Raw genomic sequence first — 22,780 nt, 5'->3', positions numbered from 1 at the left:
ATAAGTTTTTATTTTGAATTTGATTCTATTTTTTCTAGTCGTTTTTCTAAATCAATTAATTTTTTGTTTTGTTCTTCAAGCTTAATGATTTTATTATTTTGTTCAATAGAATAGAGTGTTAGTTCCTCAATCTTCTGCAAAAGTTTAATATTCATTTCAGATAAATTAATTCCATCTTTTTTCATTTCATCCGCAGAAGCAATTTCAGGCAAATGTTTGTTTTCTTTGATGTATTTATCAACAGAATCCAGTGATGGTAAATTATAATCATTTTCAAAAACAAAATCGGCTCCGGCATCTACGGTAACTTTTACTTCACGAGAGTTTATGTTTCCTGCGACAGTAAGTTTTGAAGTTGGATTTGTTGTGCCAATACCAAAATTTCCGTTTTGTACATAATGATTCCCTTGCCCACTTATCCTTAAAAGACCGTTTGTGATAAGATTGGTATTTAATTCTGTTGGAACAGAAAAATCTGGAATGTTTACACCGATAGGAGTTTCATTTATTTTTATTTGATTAGGACCATCTATGTTATTTAATTTTGATTGTGTGTAAGTAATTTTAATATTATAAACAGCATAATTTTGAACATTAAATAATATTGGTAGTTGTTTGTTTATATAGCCGCCAAATGTCGAACTTAAGTCAACAGGAGTGCCTAAGGTAATTTTACCCAAATGCTGTATTCCCTGCGATTCTACTAATTTAAGAACTGGAGAACCGGAATTAACACCTTGCTCAAAACCATTTTCAATAATGTATTTTTGATAATCAGTAGAAAAATAGGCTTGATAGATTTCTATTATTATCAATCCTCCATATTGCCAATGAAAAGAATTATAACCAACATTGGCTATTTCAAAACTTTTTGCCTGGGTAGTTTGAGCTGATAATAAACTTATGACAGTAGTTTGTACACCATTTTGATTTATTGTTGTTTGCGATGAAGTTATATTAAAAAAAAAGAATGCTAAAATTGCTACAAATAAGTTTTTCATTATTTCAGTTTTAGAATTTGATTGATTTTATTATCAAGTTGTTGAATTTTTTCATCCTGAACTTTTAAAAGATTTTTTTGTAATTCATTTTCCTTTTTCATCTCAATCATATACAGCGTCATCTCTTCCATTTTCTTTAACAAATTCATATTCATTTCAGCCAGCATTAAACCATTTTTTTCAATTTCTTGTGCCGATGGAATTTCAGGTAAATGTTTATTTTTCTTGATATAATCTTCAACTTCTTGCAATGATTTAAGTTTGTAATCTTCTGCAAAAACATAGTCAGGAACAAGTGGTCCAGACATATCGACGCGAACTTCCTGAGTATGGATTTTTCCTTTTACAGTTAGTTTTTCGTCTGGAATTACTGTACCAACGCCTACATTACCATTTGATTTAATGATTAAGCTTGTTTGATCCGGATTTCCAATAGAGGTTAGTGATGATTTAAAAACTAGATCTCCATAAGCGTAGCCATCTGAAGATATTAGCCAATTTCTAGAATTGGATTGTCCATTGGAAGCTGAATTAAATCGTAATCCTCCTCCGTTATTTTCACTAGTAATATTTACAGTTCCATTGACATCAAGTTTAAAAAGTGGGTTTTCAATCCCAATCCCAACTTTACCATAAGTAATTTGCATAACGCTATTACTTGTATTATCTCCAAAGCGTATTCCTCCATACCAATGTAAATCTAATCCTGATGAACCTGGAACAGTATAATACCCAATGGTATAATTTGCTGCGTCTCCAAATCCCACGATTGGAAAATTTTGACTATAAAATATTGAAGAATATAATAGTAGAAGTAAAATTAAAGTTTGTTTAAGAGTAAAAAATTTCATGATTGAGTTTTTATTTTTGCTGTTTTTCAAGTTTTTCTATTCGTTTGTTTTGTTCAATTATATAAAGCGTCATCTCTTCCATTTTCTTCAACAAATTCATATTCATTTCTGCCAGCATTAAACCATTTTTTTCGATTTCCTGCGCTGAAGGAATTTCAGGTAAATGTTTGTTTTCTTTGATGTAATCTTCGACTTCCTGCAATGATTTAAGTTTGTAATCTTCTGCAAAAACATAATCAGGAACAAGTGGTCCCAGCATATCAACCTTTACTTCTTGGGTATGGATTTTTCCTTTTACGGTTAGTTTTTCGTCTGGATTGGTTGTACCAATTCCTAGATTTCCATTATCTGAAAGCGAAACACTTGAATTACTAAATGCGGGTAAATAGGAACAAACAATCCACCAATCAGATCCAGTACTTTTATACGCATCAAATTCAGACTGACTTACAACTACAGAGCTATAAGTAGAAAAATCATTTCCATCAAATGTCTGACTGAAAAAATTCCCTTTAATTGCTGCTTGTGCATGCCAAAGAGGATTGATTTGAGTATTGGCATTATATTCTAAATCATGGACACCATCCCATTTTATCATATAAACAGACAAGCTTTTGCCTGGATTTTTTGCTGCTACTATAGCATAACCTGTTGCTCTTGCATTTTGTAGCTGGGTGGCGGTTAATGTTTGTGCATTTGTAACTATAGAGAAAAGAAATAAACTAGAACAAATAATTTTAATAATTTTTTTCATTGGTTAAGATTAGGGTTAATTAAATTTTTAATAGAATTAAAAAATCAAATCTTATTTTATTTTTTTTAATTTTTGGATTTCTTCTTCCTGAATTTTGTTTTCTTTTTTCAGTGTCTCCATTTCTTTTTTGAAATCAATCATATAAAGTGTCATTTCTTCCATTTTCTTCAACAAATTCATATTCATTTCTGCCAGCATTAAACCATTTTTTTCAATTTCTTGTGCTGATGGAATTTCAGGTAAATGTTTATTTTCCTTAATATAATTTTCGACATCTTTTAGTGATTTTAATTTGTAGTCTTCTGCAAAAACATAATCAGGAACTAACGGCCCAGACATATCAACTCTTACTTCTTGTGTGTGAATTTTTCCTTTTACGGTTAATTTTTCGTCTGGCGACATAGTTCCAATACCAACATTATTACCCATTACTAAAAAATTATTTACCATATGTGTTTCATTCATATTTGGAGTGTAATCCTGAATGTTTGAAAGAACGTTAGTATTTACTGGTTGGCCATTGGTTTGATAGGCTATAGATTTCATGTTCTCACCAGTTGATCTTGTCCATCCTGCAAATTTAAACCCCCAATCATGGTAAGCATCCATATAAGGAACATCTACAGCCAAATATTTTTTGCCGTTATAAAGACATGTTTTTAATAGCCAGTTACTATTGTTGTCTAAAGACTGAATTGAAGCTGATGTACCACTATAAGCTGATGTAGAGTTTATTTCTACAACATTTATTCTACTAAAAGCTCCTGCAGAACCTCGAAAAGCAGTTATTGTACCTACAGTATTGTTCATGCCTATTAGTGTGCCATTATATATTTCATGTAATAAAATTAAATTTCTCGTGTAATCTCCAACACCATTATTGCCAATATCAATTACTTTATAATCTCCAGCTACTGGTGTTGCTTGAGCATTTATAAATAATGGGAAACAAAATATTAACGCATATATAATCCTTACTTTTTTACTCATTGTTTTTGTTTTTTAGTTTGTCTTCTAGAGCTTTTATTTTTTCATTTTGTATTTCGACTTGATTCACATTCTCGTTTTTCATTTGGATTATGTAAAGTGTTAGTTCCTCAATTTTCTTGAGTAATTTCATATTCATTTCTGCCAGCATCAAGCCATTCTTTTCAATTTCTTGTGCGGATGGAATTTCAGGCAAGTGTTTGTTTTCTTTAATATAATCTTCAACTTCTTTTAATGATTTTAATTTGTAGTCTTCTTCAAAAACATAATCAGGAACTAACGGTCCGGACATATCAACTCTAACTTCCTGAGTATGGATCTTTCCTTTAACCGTAAGTTTTTCATCTGGGGATAATGTTCCGATACCAACGTTGGCAACGAAATAGGCATTTCGGTTTTGATATGTCCCTGTTGTGGTTGCATATTCGTCAATGATTGTTTTAAAACTATGTGAAGGACCATTTACTTCATTGTAAGGTAATGCATTTTGTACGCCATCATATATTGTTGGATTTACCGCAAAATTTGATTGATAATAATAAGTTGTTCCTCCACCACGAAGCCAAATGATGATACATTGACAAGTTCCCATTTCTGTAGCGTCTTTCCATCCGGCAATGAAATAACCAACAGAACCTCTAGAAGGGACAATATTAGCATCAATGAAATTGGAGCCATGTCCCCATCCCGTTACATGATAATTAAAGGTTGCCATTAATGAGCCTCTCCATGTTGAATTAAGATGTATATCGCTTCTGCCTATAACAATTTTTGTTGGAACATTTTGAGACCAAGCACCATCTACAAATGTTACGGGATAAAATTTATCTATATCACCACCAATATTAAAACTACCTGATACTTGAGCGTGAGAAATTAAAGAAGTAATGAATAAAATTGAGATTAATACTATTTTTTTCATACTACTATTTATTTTGTTTTAGTTTTAAAATATCTTCTTTCATTTCTTCATTCTCCTTTTTCATCTCAATCATATAAAGTGTCATTTCCTCTATTTTCTTCAACAGATTCATATTCATTTCTGCCAGCATTAAACCATTTTTTTCAATTTCCTGCGCAGATGGAATTTCAGGTAAATGTTTGTTTTCTTTAATGTAATCTTCAACTTCTTGCAATGATTTTAGTTTGTAGTCTTCTGCAAAAACATAATCAGGGACTAACGGTCCAGACATATCAACTCTTACTTCTTGTGTGTGAATTTTTCCTTTAACCGTAAGTTTTTCGTCTGGTATTGCGGTGCCAATACCTACATTGCCATTTTGAGTGGCTTTTATTGCAAGAGAAGCACCATTTGCTGTAAAAACATCTCCTACATACAAATCCCAATCTGATGTCATGGGGATAAATTTTGAGACAGTTAAATCATTTCCGGTAGTATTTAAAGTTGTAAATACACCATTTAAATTTAGTGAAGTCACTTTTATGTAAACTGTAAGAGAAGTGTTTATTCCCAAGGTATTGATAGCCCTAATTCTAAAACGAGGATTAGCGTATTCAGTATTACAGTCAATAGTAAAGTTAGTTCCTCCTCCAGTATAAGGATTGTTGTTAATACGGCCAGTTTCTCTCCATAATGCCGGATTTGAATGTGATATGGAAGCGATATGAGTTGCAGCTGATGCCACATTACCTCTTGTGTAACTAATTGAAATTTGATAATACCCACTTGCTCCTGCTGATGCTGGATTTACTCTTAAAAATTCTATATAATCTCCAATAACATAACCAGCTGGGAAAGTAACACTGCTTTCATATTCTGTGGTGTATAAAAAAGAGTTGTTATTGTTATCTGTTTTTGCTGATAGTTTTGTAATAGATAAAGTAATCAACAAGGCAAAAAGTATTATTTTTTTCATGTTAGTTTAATTTATTTGTTATGGTTTCGATTTTTTTCTTTAGATCGTCAATTTTTTTATTTTGCTCAATCATATAAAGTGTCATTTCCTCCATTTTCTTCAGCAAATTCATATTCATTTCTGCCAGCATCAAACCGTTTTTCTCAATTTCCTGAGCAGAAGGAATTTCGGGTAAATGTTTGTTTTCTTTAATATAATTTTCGACTTCCTGTAAAGATTTAAGTTTGTAATCTTTTGCAAAAACGTAATCAGGAACTAACGGACCAGACATATCAACTCTTACTTCTTGTGTGTGAATTTTTCCTTTAACCGTAAGTTTTTCATCTGGAATTGCTGTGCCAATACCTACGTTGCCATTTTGAATTGCTTTTATTGCAAGAGAAGCACCATTTGCGGAAAAAACATCTCCTACATATAAATCCCAATCTGATGTCATGGGAAGAAATTTTGAAACAGTTAAGTCATTTCCTGTACTATTAATTGGAGTGTAACTGCTATTTATATTTATTGAAGTTACTTTTATGTAGACAGTAAGATTAGTGTCTGTTGATCCCCATGTATTTATTGCTCTAATTCTAAAACGAGGATTAGCATATTCAGTATTACAATCAACAGTAAAATTGACCATAGTCCCTACATATGGATTATTATTTACGCGTCCTGTTTCTCTCCACATTGCTGGATTTGAATGAGAAATTGAAGCTACATGAGTAGAACCCGCCGCTACACCATTTCTGGTATAACTTATGGAGATTTGATAATTACCACTTGCAGCAGCAGATATTGGGGCAACTTTTAAAAATTCAATATAATCTCCTATTACATACCCAGCTGGAAAAGTAACGCTGGATTCGTATTCAGTAACATTTACAATATTAGAAGTATAATTGTTAAAAGATTTTGCTACAAGGTTTGTAGAGATACAACAAATTAAAAGGGTAAAAAAGAGTATTTTTTTCATTTTTAAATAGTTTAAGATTTATTTATTTAGAAGCGTTTCAACTTTTTTCTCAAGAACTTCAATTTTTTTATTTTGTTCTATAGAGTAGAGGGTGAGTTCTTCTATTTTCTGCAAAAGCTTGATGTTCATTTCAGATAAATTAATACCCTCTTTTTTCATTTCAGCTGCTGAAGCAATTTCAGGCAAGTGTTTGTTTTCTTTAATGTAGTTATCAACAGATTTAAGAGAAGGTAAATTATAACTGTCTTCAAAAACAAAATCAGCTCCGGCATCTACGGTTACTTTTACTTCACGCGAATTTATGTTACCGGCAACGGTTAGTTTTGAGGTTGGGTTTGTGGTGCCTATGCCGACATTTCCATTAGTTAGTATAGACATTTTTACATTATAATTTGTTATTAGTTGCAATGTATGGTTGCTTTCTGTTCCAACAAACCCGCCACCGCCATACCATTCCTGATTGTGTGAAAATATCCCCACTTTATACAATGCATCTTCTGCAGTTGCCAAAATTTTTGAATGATGAGTACCTGCAACATCGAGTACTTTACTCCAACCTTGTATGTTGGATGGATTTGTAGTTCCAATTCCAATATTTCCATTAGGTAAAAATGTCATGTATCTGTTGTCCAGGTCTTTTCCTATGAAACTACTCGTAACGCTAGAGACTCCATTAGTCGAATAACCAGCAGTACCTAATGCAAAAAAAGATTGATTACCAGATTCATTTGTAATAAAATAAGCTCTACTCCAGCCACCTGTGTAACCCGGGAAGTTTGCTTTTATCTGTGTACCATATACAGGATAATCTAACCCTATTGAAACATTATTAAAAGTTGTATTTTGTGCATTCGTTACAATGCTAATGCAAAAAAAAACAATATTTAGTGAAATGATTTTTTTCATGAAAATTTTAAGGATGAGGTTTGTGCAAAAAATTGGATTAGTTTTTAACTATTAATTTATAGTGAAATTAAAAACTGTGCTTTTTGGGCTTTCATTTCCGGCTTCATCAAATGATTTTACAAACCAGTAATACGTTCCTTTTGTTAAGGTTTTGCTGTAAGGGCTATTGCCTTTATCTTTGAAATTTAAATTGGTCAAAGCGCTTTCGGTATAAACATAGATACTGTCTTTTTCAGCGCTTCCGGCAATTGCAGTTCTGCTCCATTGAAAATTTATATCGGTACTTGTGGTCGTACTTGCATTGGCCGGACTGGATAGAGTAGGAGTGTTGGGAGCTTTAGTGTCTACCAAAATAGTGCGTGAAGTATATAAAGTTTGCGCAGTTCCGTTACTAGCTCTTACTTTCCAGGTATATTTTCCTTCATCAAAAGTGAAATTTATTAAGGTTGCAGCTGTACTTTGCTCTTTTACTACTGTACTGTTTTCATCTAAAACCTGAAGTTGATAAGCTGTCGCTCCTATGATCGCATCCCATGATAATTTTTGTAGGGCCGTTTTGGTAATAATATTATTGGCTGGAGTAAGTAATACAACGGTATTGTTTTGAAAATCATCGTTATTTAATATTTCAAAACTCCATTTAGAATAAGCTGTTTCGTATCCGCTGTTGACGGCCTTTACACGCCATTGGTATTTTCCGATATTTAATTGTTGTGTAAAAGAGTTTTTTGATACCAGAGTGTCCACAACCAATTGTTGTGGCGCATCAAAATTGGGCGTTGCAATCTGTAAGCGATATTTGTCTGCATACTCAACAGCTTCCCAGGAAAATGTCACACCAGATGATGATAAGGTTGCATTATTGGAAGGTGCAACCAGAACAACTTCTTTTGAAGAAATATCATCGACAATGAGTATTTCTTCACACGAAATAAAACACAGTAATAATAGAATAAAGAAGTATTTGTTAAGATGGAATTTAGTCATAATGAATAGGCAATAATTGTTTAAAAATGAGATGTAATTGTTTTAATAACATAAAATTACATGTCAAACAAAGCTTTAGATTTTTTCTTTTCTTGAATTTTTTTTGTTGTTATTCCTGAGCATCGATTTTGATCTTTTATAATATCTGCCACATAATAATTGCCTCGGTCTGATAATGCCCAACAAAATTTACTTACCTGATATGCCACAATAGTTTCAGGATTAATATCGATAGTATCTACTTTTTTGCCTAATTTAAATAAAGCAATAGTATATTTTTTATATTGAGAATTAGTTAGATAAAAAGCATCAGATTGTCTGATTTTTGCTATGTCATCAGTTGACAAGCTAACAGCTAGACTTGAAATTATTTTCGAATTTTGTGTGTTGACCAATAATTTTAAAATGTCCGCATTATAATCCGCATTTATTTCTTTTGCAAGTCCCGCAACATCCAGAATCTGAATGGTTACCAATTCGGGTTTAATAGGTAAACTATCAATATAAGCTACTTTTTTATGATTTTGGTTGTATTTCGCTTTTGACTTGTAGATTTTATTTAATTTTTTGTTGTAAGGAACCACGCCAATTTCAACCCGAATATTACTTTCAAGTTTGGCCAGGGCTTTAGTTTCAAATGTATTTTGATTGTATGATAATTTTGCTTCTCCAATGCTTCCTAATTCTACAACTGAAGAGGAAAATTTATAATCTTCATTTTTAATTTTGGTTGTCTGACAAGCAGAACAGATAAGCACTGCCAAAACAACAATTTTTTTTAACATAAGGCTGATTTTTAATTATATAGTGTAATTTTATTTTGATGAAAAAATATTTTTAGAGCACTAAATTTTAATACTATTTTTTTAACAAATCTAATGAAATAGAAGTAATTGATTGTTAAATTTTTATGTTTATTTTAAGATTTTACTGCATTTTGTTCAATTTTAATTTTTCTCTTTTTCTTACTTTTTAGGGGATCCCTTTATTCTATTGGATTACTGAGTTATAATATATTTTTTTGTGATCTTCCGGCTTTTTTGTTAAATTTTTAATTATATATTAGCGAGTAATATCCTATGTTATTTTTCTAACAGTAATCATTTTAAATATATACTATGAAACTTTTTTTCTATTCATTTCTTTTCATTTTTTTCTGGAATGTTTCGCAATCACAAACTGCTGTATTAGGCACAAATACTAGTACTCAACTCAAATTATTTGAATATTATAATCATGTAAATGAATCTAAATGGATAAAGTTGTTTCGAATTAAAAATTATAATCCAGCAGCTGGATTTTGGGGAAAGAGTGGTGTTTCAGGAACAGTATATTACGTAGATTACCAAGGCGAAGGTGGAGCTAAAGTAGATTTTGTTTTTCCGCAAGCTTTAACCGCAAATCAGAAACCAAATATCATAAAAACAGGAAATGCAAGCAATGATTTTTCATGGTATGTTTTGAAAAATAACGATGTCTCTGGTAAAGAATTTTATGATGTATACGTTAAAACATCTCCAGCTAACCTTGGACTTACATTTTTAGTTAGAGGTGGGGACTATGAGGAATACTTTATTGAAGAAGTTCCACCAAGTCAAAATTGGGCATGGAGTTCTATCAGTAATCCTGAAAGCGTAGTTTCCTTTATGGGAAGTGGAAATATTGGATTTGGAGTTAATAATCCAATAAACAAACTAGATGTAAACGGAACTATACATTCCAAAGAAGTAAAAGTAGATGTAAACGGCTGGCCTGATCATGTCTTTAAGAAAGAATATGATTTGCCTACACTTGCAGAAGTTGAAAAACATATTACTGAAAAAGGCTATTTAAAAAATATTCCAAGTGAGGATGAAGTTCTTAAGAACGGAATTTTATTAGGAGAAATGAATGCAAAATTGCTTGAAAAAATTGAGGAATTAACGCTTTACATTATTAAGCAAAATAAAGAAATTGAAATGGTTAAAAGAAACCATTCTGATTGTACGTTAATGTTTAAGAAGCTTACAATATTAGAAGAAGAAATTAACAATTTGAAAATAACAAATAACAAATAAAATAAATACATGTATGAAAAATAGTTATAAAAAAATAATTTCATTTTTTGTCTTCTTTATGGTTTGTGTTTCTTCGTATTCACAGAGCGCAAATCATTTTGAGTTTAGTTTAAATTCACCTGAATTTACTCAGGGAGTGGCTAATTTAGCGGTTAATATTCAATTTCCTAGTGTGCCAATATGGGGCTGGTTAGAAATAACTATTACTTCAAGTTATAATGGTCAATTGGCAACAGGAAAGTTTACTAAAAGATATCAGATAGGCCATAATGTTGGTTCTGCAGGTTATTTTAGTCAAGCTACTGAAATTCCCGAAGCATTTGGTCCTGTTGCAGCGCAATGGTATATTGGCGATTTTAATCATGATACCAATAGTATTCCTATTTATCATTTGGTAAATTCATCTAACTCTTTAACAATTAAGATAGAGGGTATGTCGCTTTATCCAAATGATATAAATACATTAAAAACTGGTACAACCATTAGTCCATTAGTAACAGCTGTTGCTCCCGGACCCCGACAATATGTGAGTATAATGCAAGACAGAGTAGGTATTGGCACAATGACACCAGATACTGCTCTTGCCGTAAACGGAACTATACACTCTAAAGAAGTAAAAGTAGATGTAACAGGTTGGCCAGATTATGTTTTTAAAAAAGAATATGATCTGCCAACACTCGAAGAAGTTGAAAAACATATTACTGAAAAAGGCTATTTAAAAAATATTCCAAGGGAGGAGGAAGCTCTTAAAAATGGAATTTTATTAGGAGAAATGAATGCTAAGTTGCTTCAGAAGATTGAGGAACTTACTTTGTATGTGATTGAGATTAATAAAAAAGTGAATGAGCTTAAAGATGATAATGTAAAACTTCAGGATGAAAATAGGGTATTGGTTGATAAGGTTGAGAATATTGAGAAAAGAAAATGATACTTCTATAGCATAAAACTAAAAAGGGCAACTCATTTGAGTTGCCCTTTTTGATTGCTAAATTTTAAACAGAAATATTCGTCATTGATTTATTATAATTTATGTTCGATTTTCTTTGCGTTCACGAGCGGGACGGGGATATTCTGAATACTATTTTTCTATTTTTTTGAGGTTCCCCTGCTCTCCAAAGTGTTCCTTATTCACGCTGCGCAAATGTCTCTGACTTTGCGCCATTTCAAACAAATGTAATTAAAAAACAAAAACCTCTCAAAGTCTTCGACTTTACAACTCAATTCAATATATGTCATAAAGAATTATTGATCTCGGATCTAATACATTTACTATTGGATTATCAACTTTTTCAATTTCCAATAATCCCGAATCATTAACATATTTACCTGCACTAGAATAAATATATTCTGAAGCTTTTGCAACCAATCCGGCTCTCACAGGATTCAAATGTATATAGTGTAATTTAGACCACATAAACGCTGTTGAATAAATTTCTTCTGCGTGATTTCCATATTGCCAGAATTGATATTCTTTGTTTCTTTGATGCTTTTGAGCTGCTAGTTTAAAGCGTTCCAACATCCATTCTCTTCTGCTTTCAGGACTGTTTTGAATTTTATCTAAAATATTCTTTGCAATAAACTTCTTAAAATCTCTTATTAAATCAGATAGTTTTCCTTCTTCAGACTGAACAATTAAATGAATATGATTGCTCATAATTACATAACCATACAAAATCATTCCCTTGTTTTTAATGCAATAATCAAAACATTCAATAACAATATCTCTATAAGTTTGACGCGAAAAAACATCAATCCAGTCTACAACTGTTGGTGTTATAAAATGAGGTAGCTTTTGATTCCGAATTACATATCCGTCCTTCATGTTTAATTAATTTTCCTTCAAAAATAACGATTTTTCTTACTTAATTTATTCTTTAGAAGCAATCATAAAAAGTCGGGAGACTTTTGTCAGGTTTACAATTTCTAAGAAACAAAAAAATTGCGCAAAGTCAGAGACATTTGCGCAGCTTTTCATGGGGAAGACTTCGGAGAGCGGGGGTCAGAGACATTTGCGCAGCTTTTAATATGGAAGACTTAGGAGAGCGGGGCTTAATTATTGTTTAAAAAACATGGCTTTTTTTATTTATCTCGATTATATATAATTCTGTATTTTAAATGAGAGGATAAATAGATAAAAAATTAAAAACCCTAATAGTATAATAAATAAAAGATTTATCAAGTTTATATATGGTTTTTCTTTTTTATATTTTTTTTGTGGCTCAAACTTTAAAATATACTTTTTCATATTCTCATTATTTAGATAAAACACAATAAAGCCTAATATAATTGCAATAAAATAATATATAATTTTATTCTCAAAACGATAATTTAATAAGAGGATTGCATTAAAAATAATAGACGATATTATAAAAAAAAGATGAAAGTTAAAAATGAAAGCCATTCTGCCTAACCAATCACTGGGTTGTTCTTTTTGCTTATACATCATTGCTGAATAATGTATTTTAATGATTTTTTGTATCATAATAGTTTAATTAATCAAATATTTTAACTTCATTAGTATTGGCATCAATTTTGTCATTAATTTCAAAAGCATAGTCCGCGATGCCATAAATTAACAAACCTGCTCCTACAAAAGGAGCAGCAGGTGGGAATGCGGCAGATATTATAGCGCCACCTGCTAACATAGACCCATCAATAATACTAGACGCTTTTAAGCTACCATCCGAGCCGTCAGCTGCAATATTACCTACCGTTAAAACTGTTCCTACAACTCCTACTCCTTTTATAAATTTAGAAGTTTTGGAAAATTTACTTGAAGATAATAATTTTTTAAGCATTTGTCTTTGTTGACCGGGCTTTGGAAGATTCAACCTTGATTTAGTTGCTTTGTAAAAAATGTAATATTGACGATTTATAAATGCATAATTATTATTGTAACTTTTTTGAAATTGAGTTAAACCAGCACCAACAACAATATCATTTAATCCATTATAATTAAATTCAAAAGAACTGTAGTAATCAGAAGTACTTTTTGCTTTTGGTTTTCCTTGCACGACAACTTCATCAAGTTGAACAGCTCGGGTAGCAGTCTTTGTCTTAGCATCATATACATATACATTATTCGGATCATCAATTAGAGGCTTAAATTCAGGTGTATTTGGGCATGTTGGACAAATTGTTAAACCTCCATTTTCATTTTCAAATTCACTTAATCCTGAAGGATCATTGAAATAAATTGGATTATTTAATGCAAACCTATAAGGAGTTATTGAATGTGTAAATTCTGAAAGTCTGTCCATTCCTACGAATCGACCAATCGCACTATCATATTGTCGATAATCCATTGCTGTCATGTTAAGCACCAGCTCGTCCTGAAATTCTTTTCCGTTATACTTGAACTTTTGTGCTGTTGCGTTTCCTTGAGTTCCGATAATATCAATATGACTCTTTTGTTTTAATCAAAATGGGTAATAATTGTTTTCTTCAATAATGCTTAAGTTTTTGTTATAACTTAATCGTATGTTTCCTAAGTGATCTTTATACTGGTAAATATACTCATAAACCCCTGCTCTCCAAAGTGTTTCTTTTCCACGTTGCGCAAATGTCTCTGACTTTGCGCCATTTCAAACAAATGTAATTGAAAAACGAAAACTTCTCAAAGTCTCCGACTTTAAACTAAATTTAATATAAATTATGAAGACTTATTGATCTTGGATCTAATACATTTACGATTGGATTATCAACTTTTTCAATTTCTAACAATCCTGAATCATTAACATAATTGCTGGCACTAGAATAAATATACTCCGAAGCTTTTGCAACCAATCCGGCTCTCACAGGATTCAAATGTATATAGTGTAATTTAGACCACATAAACGCTGTTGAATAAATTTCTTCTGGGTGATTTCCATATTGCCACCCGAGCCTGAAAGGCGAACTGACGAAGTAAAATTGATATTCCTTGTTTCTTTGATGCTTTTCAGCTGCTAGTTTAAAGCGTTCCAACATCCATTCTCTTCTGCTTTCAGGACAGTTTTGAATTTTATCTAAAATATTCTTTGCAATAAACTTTTTAAAATCTCTTATTAAATCAGATAGTTTTCCTTCTTCAGACTGAACAATTAAATGAATATGATTACTCATAATAACATAACCATATAAAATCATTCCCTTGTTTTTAATGCAATAATCAAAACATTCAATAACTATATCTCTATAAGTTTGACGTGAAAAAACATCAATCCAGTCTACAACTGTTGGTGTTATAAAATGCGGCAACTTTTGATCACGAATAACATATCCTTCTTTCATTTTTAAACTCATTTTTTGTCAAAAATAATGATTTTTCTTACTTAATTTATTCTTTAGAAGCAATCGTAAAAAGTCGGGAGACTTTTGTCAGGTTTACAATTTCTAAGAAACAAAAAAATTGCGCAAAGTCAGAGACATTTGCGCAGCTTTTCATAGGGAAGACTTCGGAGAGCGGGAGACTTTTATCATGTTTAGAATTTCTAAGAACTAAAAAAAAATGCGCAAAGTCAGAGACATTTGCGCAGCTTTTTATAAGGAAGACTTCGGAGAGCGGGGGTTATAAAATGAGGTAGCTTTTGATTCCGAATTACATATCCGTCCTTCATGTTTAATTAATTTTCCTTCAAAAATAAAGATTTTTCTTGCTTAATTTGTTCTTTAGAAGCAATCGTAAAAAGTCGGGAGACTTTTGTCAGGTTTACAATTTCTAAGAAACAAAAAAATTGCGCAAAGTCAGAGACATTTGCGCAGCTTTCATAGGGAAGACTTCGGAGAGCGGGGGTTTGGTACATTTTAAAGTGCTATAAAAGCAAAAGCCACTCCGTTATGGAATGGCTTTTGTCTTTTGATTGCATTCACAAGCAAGATGCTTATGTCAAATGGAATGATTATATTAAATTATTACTACTAATTGTAAAATCATTTACAAAAGTTTGAAAATCAATTTCTGCAAAATCATCTTTTGGATTATACCAATAGAAAGATAAACCATCGCTATCCATTTTAAAAAATTCTAAACCTGTTTTAAAAATTTCATTACTCCATAAATTTGCAATATTGAATAAATTATTTTCAGATATTTCACTAACTACAATTAAAAGATGTCCTAGATAAAATTCTTCTTCTTTGACGATTTTGTATATATCTTCCTTCCTTAAATTTATATTTGAAGTATGTAAACATTTTTTTCCATTTATTTTAATTTCTTTATTTGATAAAGTTATATCGTACAGAATGGAATTTTTTTCTGGCATCATTTCAAATAAAAAACATTTTTTATTTTGAACATGAGCATAAATAAAATTGGTAATGAAACTATATTTCAGGTTTTCATATTCATAATTATATTTATCTGAAAAGTCAGCGTTTAAAACATTATATTTATTAAAATCCATAAGTCTTTCTATCTATTTATTTTCTAGTTTTGAACTGCTTTTTTTGCCCCTTCTTCGGCTAACCAAGAACCTCCGAAAGCACCAGCTATACCGCCTCCAAGACCTCCTATAAAACCTCCTACTGCCGCACCAGGGACTGCCCCAACACCTCCAGCCCATACGCCAATTCCACCACCAATAACTGCACCACCTTCTGCTCCGATTGACGCTCCAACAGATGCACCAGCCCAACCACCTGCAACACTAGCACCAGTAACAACAGTATTTTTTCCTATAGTTCCACCATCTTCATTTATTGCATTACCAATTCTGACAACATCGGTCGCTATTGCAAGTGGTTTTGCTACTTTACTTATAGCGTCTATTGTTTTTCCTGTTTTTTCTAGAGCTTTTAATGTTTTAGCCCCTCCTGGAATAGTTGTATGTGGGTCAGGCAATCCAGTTGCTTTTGGATTAATATTAAAATGAGGCTCAGGAGCATTTTTGTGAGCTTGGTCTGCTCTAATGACCCAATCTCCTACAGGCTTACCAGTAGTTGCACTAGTTCTTCCTGCTTTGGTATCTCTTATACCTGCTTTAGTATCTCCTCTAACAGGTTCAGTTTGATATCTTTGCTTAGTACCGCTATCTGCTCCTTTAAAAAAATTACTTACAGCATTAACTATAGGTATAAAAATTGGGCCTGATGGCCAAGGCCACATTCCGTCTGGGTCAATAAAATATACAGGGTTATCCATAGCATAATTATAAGGAGACCATCTACGACCTTTCTCAGCTAACGGGTCAATGTTCATCCATCTACCTAATGCAGGGTCATAGTTTCTTGCTCTATAGTCATACATGTTAAGCCCCAGCTCGTCTTGTAGCTCCTTGCCATTATACTTATATTTATTATCTATACCATTTATCGCTCCATTATATCCCTTATGAGTCAATCCAAAAGGGTAATAATTGCTTTCTTGCACAATTTCAGTACTATTTACACTACCATTATTGTCTTTATCCTGATAACTTAATCTATTATTTCCTAAATGATCTTTGTACTGGTAAATATAATTATAATTTCCGTCACTGTATACAACATAACCTTCAGGCTGTGAAAATTGTTTGAAGATATTATTTTCATAAATAAAACTTCCTGCATAATCAGTAGTACCTCCCGTGCTGATTGTTTTTCTTTGTTTTACGCCAGTAGCATCATATTTATAATCGATTGTCCCGCCACTTATAGCTACTGATGTAGGAAGATTTAAATAGTTATAAGTAATTCCGGTGATTCCTTTATTGGCATCAGTTTTCATATTACCGTTTGCGTCATAACCATATTCGATTGAAAGGTCTGCTCCATCTTTAAAGCCTTCAGTACTTCCTGACAAATCTTTCACTTTGTCAAGTTTGTTTCCAGTATAGGTATATGCTAAAATATCCATATTTCCAAACTGAGTCGCATTAATATCCGTGTTTCCAAGTCTCAACAGATTTGTGATATTTCCGTTTTTATCATAACTTAAAGATTCATTATATCTTCCAGGATTAATTGCGGAATTGTCAACAGCAAGGGTTAATCTGTTTAAGGCATCATAGGTGTAACTATAACCTTTTAAAGTACTATCATTAATATTAGCAGTTTTCCAAAAAGTCTGACTGATATTTCCGTTAAATAATGGAGTTCCGGAAGTAGGAGTGTTGTAATTGATCTGGAATGCAAACAAACTGCTTCCAATAGTATTGACATTATTAATGCTTTTTAACCACCCTCTAATATTATAGTTATAACCAACATTTTGAAGACGTGATTGTGTTATTTTACCTCCAACACCTTTAGTAACCAACTGTCCCAAATTATCATAAGTATTACTTGCAATTACTTCCTGAGCCTGATTATTAATTGTTTGTTTTTGTGTTAATAAACGTCCGGCATGATCGTATGAGAAAATATCTACTATTGTTATTAAAGGATCTGTTCTTTTCTGATGAGTGCTTGTTGTCTCAAGAATTTTACCAGCAAAATCAAGTTTTGTTTTAACGGTAGTAGTAAGAGTTAAAAAATTATTTTTGCTATAATTATAAATAGGTCTTCCTTTAGAATCATAGTAAATGATATTAGTAATCCAGTTTGGAGTTTCAAGTATACGTACTTTAGAACATGTTGTTAATCCTTTGGCATTTGTAATGGGAGTAATGCCATAAGACGCCACAGCATTTCCACCATCTAAATCAATATTGCTATAATCATCATAATAGTTTATCGTGAACAGGTCAATTCCAGCATTTGGGAAGGCGTTATTGGAATAGTTTACATTAGTTCCATTAATTGGTATTGCATTTATTTGTTTGCTTTCAAATTTGTAAGTGGCACTATTTGCTAATGATTGAACAGTAGCTCTTGATGTTTGTGAAGTATTTGTATAATCACCTGTATATACTGGTCTGTTAAAGGCATCATATTTAGTAAATAGCCATTTATTTACTGCTTTTAAATTAGCATCCTGTGTTAGAATCGGTCTGTCTAATTTGTCATATACAATATATTCCCATTCTTTACCCGGAAGTTTTTTCTCGACCAATCTCTTATATCCATCATATTTGTACTGGTAACAAAAATCATTTAAAACAATATTACTAATTGTACTATCAGCCTTTGGAGGAAGTACAAAGGTGAGACTACCATAAATATCATAGATATAATAGGTTTCATGTTTTGTACTTACAGAACTTCCATTTACTACTGAAACACCGTAGGTTTTTTTAAGAACAATACGGTCTTCTTTATCTCTAAATTCTTCAGTAGTATTTTCATTCCCGGCGGTCCAGTTTTCATTTTTGATAACTGTTTTATAGAGTTCGTTTGCCGGATAGTAAACATTCCCTGCAGAATTTCCTAAAGCAATGTCATAAACACTTGTTGTAGCATTCCAAGTAGTTGTAGCAGTAAATAATTTTACTTCATTAGCTATATTGGTTTGGTATTCCATTTTTATTTCATGTCCAGAACCTACTGCCCAGTCTTTTCCTGGAGCCGCTTGCTGAAGAACACGATTTAGAGGTGAGTTCTCGAATATTTTCTGCGAAAATGGATTAGGAGATCCAATGTTAATATCGGAAGCATAATTGGCGGTGTAATAGTTATTGGTATTAACATCTGCGCCCGTTCTATAAGAAGCAATATTTCCAGAAGAAGCTTTATAAGGAAGGTAATCCTTGTCTTGTCGTCCAAATACATCATATCCAATATGAGTTATAATGTCCTGCCTATCTGGAGAAGCCTTGATAGCAATATTTTGTATGTTCCTGCCTAGTCCATCAAAATAAGTTATATTTTCACTTACATCGCTATTATAATAAATAGAAGAAGTGTTATTCATAGCCCTTTGAAAATTTCTAGTATAAATATAATTTTCATTACTTAATACTACGGCTAGATAAGCATCAGGTATCAAACTTGCTGTAAATGTACTTCCTGATTTGATCCAGGTACCAGGTTTCAAAATTATACTCTGTGAAGCTGTTAGGTTTTCTGTTCCCGATACAATATATTCTGTCGCTGGCGCCTCTGGCTTTGTTATTGCAACTGGTGTCTGAGCAAATAAATTTGCACTAAAAAGGACCAATAAACATGCTGTTTTTTTTAAGATATTTTTCATCATGTTATTAGTTTTTATAATGATATTGGTTTTGTGATACTAAATTTCCCTGAGTGTCTTTAACAAATTCAAGCCTTCCGAAGGAGTCGTAGGTATATGTTGTTAAATTTCCTTTTGGATCTGTAATAGAGCTTATACCCACGAGTGGTAAATATGTATAAGTAGTAACCATTGCATTTGGGAAAGCATTTCTAAAATTATTTAGTGCTGTAATCATACTGGATTCAGTTCCTGTATTCGAAATAGATTGCAAGTTTGATACATAAGATAAAACTTCACTATAAGCTGCATTTTCAATCTTTGCAATAGGTTGCGTCTGATTATAACCATAGATTATACTAATATTTACTCCACTTTTATCATGATACTGAAGAATATTTCCTTTAGTGTCTCTTAAATCAATAACACTTTGTTCCTCTAATGCTTGCGCACCAGCTGATGTAGAAATACTCTTAGGTAAAATTAGTCCATTGCCAAAGTCTTTATAATTAACCTGTTTTGTGTCTATTAAAGTATTATCTCTGTATACTTTTTCTGTTACTATCTCATCAATTCTATTTTTGGTTATCAGGTTATTGAGTAGTGGCTGTAAAGAAAATTCACTCGAAAAATAGGAATATGCTCTTCTTACTTCAATAGTTGATAGTCCATTATTATAATATTCATTTGTTATAAAAGGAAAATTATTATCATATTGAAAATCTTTACTTGTAGTTACCAAATTATTATTAAGATATTTAATATTTGTTTTTTTGACTAACAAATTCTGAGAAACTGGCAAGTTTGATTTAATGTTAAATTCATAGCTTATAGTAGCACTTTCTATACAATTTTCACCGTGTCCACCATAACCAAGTGATGTCTCTAATGGGAATGTTTTAAGTATTCGATAAGAATATTCATTTGTTTCCTGGTCTACGATTTGATTGTTTGCATTGTATATCGATTTATTGAGTAACTTACCTCTTCTGTTTTCGTTATCAATATAAGTTAGCATTGGATATGAGCTGTTTTTTATAAAAAGACATCCACAAGCGGTGCAATTTGGATCAGATCCACTTGGAGTAGTTCTGACTTCAGGAGTATTTGGAAATTCACGAGGAGAAGAAAATTCGTACTTTGTATACCCATTGTTTATTTCTGTTTCTGTGATTTTTGAATAGCCTACAAAGCTCCCAGAAGTTAATTCAATTCCCCCTTTAGCTACATCATATACCGAAAATGATTTACCCACCATGGTGTCGACATAAAAGTCAATTATGTTAGCAAATTTTGGAATGTTATTAATAAAACCTGAAGATTTTCCATTTTCATCCACATAAGAGTAATTTACTTTTTTAACTACATTATTATTATCAGTCAATTTTTGAGACTTTATTCTTGCACCTCCTGAAAGATAATTTTCTCCCAGATACTGAAACTGATTGTTTTCATATTCAAATTCAGAACTTCCACCAGTTGGATAGGTAATTTTTTTCAGCAACCCAGTCAAAGAGGAACTATTGGGAGAAAGGCTAAAATTTCCTGGAATTACTTGAAAATTACTATTATTTACTAATTGAAAAGGTAATGTCGAATTTGTATAGTTGTTTTTATAAAAATATAAGGTTGGCGTTAGAAGTACGTTTGAGTTACTGGCAGTTCCGTTATAATTATAGTAACCTAAAAAATCATGTTCTAAAGATCCTCTTTTTGGTAATTTAATGGTGTAATCATAATCCAGAACATATGAATTTGATGTATTGTCAGCACCTAGAATTTTAATATTTTCTAGTTTTAATCTTTTACAATCAGGATCCGTACAATTTTCTTTTGAATCAAAATAAGAATAATTTAATTGAAAATGTTTTATAATAACATTTTGTTTGTTTTTTACAATTATTTCTGTTAAAGCATTTTCTCCTAAATAATCTTGTCTACTTAAGCCATATTGAAAAGTAACTGTACCTTCATCATAAGAGATAGTAGTTAATCTTTTTCTTTTAGGATTTTTAGTCATCGAATTCATCTTTAAATAATTGTATGGATCACCAGGAGCAAATGGTGATAAAACACATTTATTTAATAAATTTTCATTTTGTGGAGAACTTACAGTAAGGTTTATTTTAGTGTTAATCAGGATATTATTTTCAATATTAGCATTTGCATAAGTTTCATAAAGGAAATCAACTGATTTGTTAGTTTTGTCATCTTCAATTTTACTTAAATTCCAGGTGTGTATTCTTTTATTATAATAATTTGCATGATAACTAAATATTTGATCTAAATTACCGTCATTACAACCTCCTGATGGTATAGGGATAGTTCCAAAAGGACGATAAAAGGTTTCATTTACCTCTTCTTCATTGAATTTATATTTAATTCCATTAGTATTAACAACATTAAATTCATAAAAATCCTTAATTTTTTTTCCTGCTGTAACTTGATGATATGGGTTTGCATTTAAAAGATTTAAATTATTCTCACCGAGATTTACATAATTATAAAATCCATAACCTGGATTTGTTCTTTTGTCTACAATCAAGGAGCTCATTTTTATGCCTGAATTATCTAAAAATGTGGTAGTAAAACCAGAATTATTATTGGGATAAATATCATTTTGTGTGTTATTCATAGTTATAAATTTGGAACTAATTCCAGGAGCATTTACTATAAATGTATCTGGCAAATCTTTTTCATAACCACTTGGATTTGATGTTGCTGCCTCAGCCCAATAATGTCCATTTAAGCCATCAGTTTCATTTTCGTCAACATCTTCTCTATAAACAAAACATGGAGAATCTCCTGGAAAATTTGAATACCTGTTATAAGGTGAAAATACAGGAATTCTTGTATTTACTTTCCTGTTATTTCCTTGTCGACTAACGTACGGATAAATGTGTATGCCAGTATCCCAATCACTCATATAGTCTGTTCCAATCATAGTATCATTATCAGGAATGTCGTTAATAATTCTAATAATGTTTCCCCCAGCATTTAGCACCCAGCCTAAACCTACAGAAGTGGCTCGGTCATCAATTTTAATCCCACTGGAATCATAATTTAAACTTATTGGAACGTTGATATTTCCTGAACTGATTTCAAAGATCGGAATCTTAACATCTGTTTTTCCTGTGTATAAATTTACTTCCGTAATATTATATTTTTGAAAAGCCATTACGTCTGGAGAAGCACTAAACACTTTTTCTGGAACAGGATTTATTATTTGAGAGAAAGCGGTGTAGTTGTTGACTATTAAAATTAATAATATAAGAGCTTTAACTTTTTTTCGAAATATTTTCATAATTCTGGTGTTTCTATTTTCTTTTGTTTTTATAAGTGAGTTCTAAATTGTTTGCTTGTGATAATTATATTTTCATGCTTTTTTT

18 protein-coding genes are annotated in these 22,780 nt (G+C 31.5%); 2 read left to right on the top strand and 16 right to left on the bottom strand.

Going from position 1 to position 22,780, the window contains the following annotated elements:
• Positions 1 to 8 precede the first annotated feature (8 nt).
• From AC1RRN_RS20555 to AC1RRN_RS20510, 10 genes are read right to left on the bottom strand one after another with little or no spacing between them, the layout of a single operon-like run.
• The gene (locus tag AC1RRN_RS20555; protein WP_492969093.1) at positions 9 to 1,001 is read right to left on the bottom strand and encodes a hypothetical protein; all 993 of its coding nucleotides are present in this window, start codon (positions 999 to 1,001) and stop codon (positions 9 to 11) included.
• A complete protein-coding gene (locus AC1RRN_RS20550) occupies positions 1,001 to 1,852 on the bottom strand; it encodes a hypothetical protein (protein WP_492969092.1) in 852 nt (283 codons plus the stop codon). The genes AC1RRN_RS20555 and AC1RRN_RS20550 overlap by 1 nt, the downstream gene beginning before the upstream one ends.
• Positions 1,853 to 1,862: 10 nt before the next feature.
• Positions 1,863 to 2,606 (bottom strand): hypothetical protein, encoded by a 744-nt coding sequence (locus AC1RRN_RS20545; RefSeq protein WP_492969091.1) that lies wholly within the window; start codon positions 2,604 to 2,606, stop codon positions 1,863 to 1,865.
• 51 nt (positions 2,607 to 2,657) lie between these two features.
• On the bottom strand, positions 2,658 to 3,596 hold the full coding sequence (locus tag AC1RRN_RS20540) for a hypothetical protein (RefSeq protein WP_492969090.1): 939 nt from the start codon (positions 3,594 to 3,596) through the stop codon (positions 2,658 to 2,660).
• Complete coding sequence (locus AC1RRN_RS20535) at positions 3,589 to 4,515, bottom strand: hypothetical protein (protein WP_492969089.1); 927 nt, start codon at positions 4,513 to 4,515, stop codon at positions 3,589 to 3,591. The genes AC1RRN_RS20540 and AC1RRN_RS20535 overlap by 8 nt, the downstream gene beginning before the upstream one ends.
• Before the next feature lie 4 nt (positions 4,516 to 4,519).
• Positions 4,520 to 5,470 (bottom strand): hypothetical protein, encoded by a 951-nt coding sequence (locus AC1RRN_RS20530; protein ID WP_492969088.1) that lies wholly within the window; start codon positions 5,468 to 5,470, stop codon positions 4,520 to 4,522.
• 1 nt (position 5,471) lies between these two features.
• Entirely contained in the window at positions 5,472 to 6,431 is a 960-nt protein-coding gene (locus AC1RRN_RS20525; RefSeq protein ID WP_492969087.1) for a hypothetical protein, read from the bottom strand.
• A gap of 18 nt (positions 6,432 to 6,449) precedes the next feature.
• Entirely contained in the window at positions 6,450 to 7,337 is an 888-nt protein-coding gene (locus AC1RRN_RS20520; protein WP_492969086.1) for a hypothetical protein, read from the bottom strand.
• Between the two features lie 51 nt (positions 7,338 to 7,388).
• Complete coding sequence (locus tag AC1RRN_RS20515; protein ID WP_492969085.1) at positions 7,389 to 8,324, bottom strand: hypothetical protein; 936 nt, start codon at positions 8,322 to 8,324, stop codon at positions 7,389 to 7,391.
• Between the two features lie 56 nt (positions 8,325 to 8,380).
• Positions 8,381 to 9,109, bottom strand: coding sequence for a hypothetical protein (locus AC1RRN_RS20510; RefSeq protein ID WP_492969084.1), 729 nt, complete (start codon positions 9,107 to 9,109; stop codon positions 8,381 to 8,383).
• 333 nt (positions 9,110 to 9,442) lie between these two features.
• On the opposite strand from AC1RRN_RS20510, the gene AC1RRN_RS20505 reads away from it, so the two are divergent.
• Together AC1RRN_RS20505 and AC1RRN_RS20500 are read left to right on the top strand one after the other, a co-directional pair.
• On the top strand, positions 9,443 to 10,381 hold the full coding sequence (locus tag AC1RRN_RS20505) for a hypothetical protein (protein ID WP_492969083.1): 939 nt from the start codon (positions 9,443 to 9,445) through the stop codon (positions 10,379 to 10,381).
• 13 nt (positions 10,382 to 10,394) lie between these two features.
• A complete protein-coding gene (locus AC1RRN_RS20500) occupies positions 10,395 to 11,309 on the top strand; it encodes a hypothetical protein (protein ID WP_492969082.1) in 915 nt (304 codons plus the stop codon).
• A 294-nt stretch (positions 11,310 to 11,603) separates the two neighbouring features.
• Here the strand turns inward: AC1RRN_RS20500 and AC1RRN_RS20495 are convergent, their stop codons facing one another.
• The 6 genes from AC1RRN_RS20495 to AC1RRN_RS20470 all read right to left on the bottom strand — a co-directional run bounded on the left by AC1RRN_RS20495 (position 11,604) and on the right by AC1RRN_RS20470 (position 22,695).
• Positions 11,604 to 12,203 (bottom strand): REP-associated tyrosine transposase, encoded by a 600-nt coding sequence (locus AC1RRN_RS20495; protein ID WP_492969081.1) that lies wholly within the window; start codon positions 12,201 to 12,203, stop codon positions 11,604 to 11,606.
• A gap of 670 nt (positions 12,204 to 12,873) precedes the next feature.
• Positions 12,874 to 13,773 carry an RHS repeat domain-containing protein gene (locus AC1RRN_RS20490; RefSeq protein ID WP_492969112.1) on the bottom strand — a complete coding sequence of 300 codons (900 nt, stop codon included), beginning with the start codon at positions 13,771 to 13,773 and terminating at the stop codon, positions 12,874 to 12,876.
• Positions 13,774 to 14,023: 250 nt separating this feature from the next.
• Entirely contained in the window at positions 14,024 to 14,653 is a 630-nt protein-coding gene (locus AC1RRN_RS20485) for an REP-associated tyrosine transposase (RefSeq protein WP_492969111.1), read from the bottom strand.
• Between the two features lie 608 nt (positions 14,654 to 15,261).
• Positions 15,262 to 15,768, bottom strand: coding sequence for a hypothetical protein (locus AC1RRN_RS20480; RefSeq protein ID WP_492969080.1), 507 nt, complete (start codon positions 15,766 to 15,768; stop codon positions 15,262 to 15,264).
• Between the two features lie 23 nt (positions 15,769 to 15,791).
• Complete coding sequence (locus AC1RRN_RS20475) at positions 15,792 to 19,412, bottom strand: DUF6443 domain-containing protein (RefSeq protein WP_492969079.1); 3,621 nt, start codon at positions 19,410 to 19,412, stop codon at positions 15,792 to 15,794.
• 7 nt (positions 19,413 to 19,419) lie between these two features.
• Positions 19,420 to 22,695, bottom strand: coding sequence for an RHS repeat domain-containing protein (locus AC1RRN_RS20470; RefSeq protein WP_492969078.1), 3,276 nt, complete (start codon positions 22,693 to 22,695; stop codon positions 19,420 to 19,422).
• Positions 22,696 to 22,780 lie beyond the last annotated feature (85 nt).

Source organism: Flavobacterium sp. GW821-FHT11G01 (assembly GCF_058808175.1).
This window is presented reverse-complemented; position numbering and strand designations above follow the sequence as displayed.

Coding starts and splice junctions, on each gene's coding strand:
- AC1RRN_RS20525 (WP_492969087.1), bottom strand. CDS start 6,431: ATGAAAAAAATACTCTTTTTTACCCTTTTAATTTGTTGTATCTCTACA.
- AC1RRN_RS20540 (WP_492969090.1), bottom strand. CDS start 3,596: ATGAGTAAAAAAGTAAGGATTATATATGCGTTAATATTTTGTTTCCCA.
- AC1RRN_RS20480 (WP_492969080.1), bottom strand. CDS start 15,768: ATGGATTTTAATAAATATAATGTTTTAAACGCTGACTTTTCAGATAAA.
- AC1RRN_RS20535 (WP_492969089.1), bottom strand. CDS start 4,515: ATGAAAAAAATAGTATTAATCTCAATTTTATTCATTACTTCTTTAATT.
- AC1RRN_RS20545 (WP_492969091.1), bottom strand. CDS start 2,606: ATGAAAAAAATTATTAAAATTATTTGTTCTAGTTTATTTCTTTTCTCT.
- AC1RRN_RS20470 (WP_492969078.1), bottom strand. CDS start 22,695: ATGAAAATATTTCGAAAAAAAGTTAAAGCTCTTATATTATTAATTTTA.
- AC1RRN_RS20510 (WP_492969084.1), bottom strand. CDS start 9,109: ATGTTAAAAAAAATTGTTGTTTTGGCAGTGCTTATCTGTTCTGCTTGT.
- AC1RRN_RS20515 (WP_492969085.1), bottom strand. CDS start 8,324: ATGACTAAATTCCATCTTAACAAATACTTCTTTATTCTATTATTACTG.
- AC1RRN_RS20520 (WP_492969086.1), bottom strand. CDS start 7,337: ATGAAAAAAATCATTTCACTAAATATTGTTTTTTTTTGCATTAGCATT.
- AC1RRN_RS20495 (WP_492969081.1), bottom strand. CDS start 12,203: ATGAAGGACGGATATGTAATTCGGAATCAAAAGCTACCTCATTTTATA.
- AC1RRN_RS20475 (WP_492969079.1), bottom strand. CDS start 19,412: ATGAAAAATATCTTAAAAAAAACAGCATGTTTATTGGTCCTTTTTAGT.
- AC1RRN_RS20485 (WP_492969111.1), bottom strand. CDS start 14,653: ATGAAAGAAGGATATGTTATTCGTGATCAAAAGTTGCCGCATTTTATA.
- AC1RRN_RS20505 (WP_492969083.1), top strand. CDS start 9,443: ATGAAACTTTTTTTCTATTCATTTCTTTTCATTTTTTTCTGGAATGTT.
- AC1RRN_RS20530 (WP_492969088.1), bottom strand. CDS start 5,470: ATGAAAAAAATAATACTTTTTGCCTTGTTGATTACTTTATCTATTACA.
- AC1RRN_RS20555 (WP_492969093.1), bottom strand. CDS start 1,001: ATGAAAAACTTATTTGTAGCAATTTTAGCATTCTTTTTTTTTAATATA.
- AC1RRN_RS20500 (WP_492969082.1), top strand. CDS start 10,395: ATGAAAAATAGTTATAAAAAAATAATTTCATTTTTTGTCTTCTTTATG.
- AC1RRN_RS20550 (WP_492969092.1), bottom strand. CDS start 1,852: ATGAAATTTTTTACTCTTAAACAAACTTTAATTTTACTTCTACTATTA.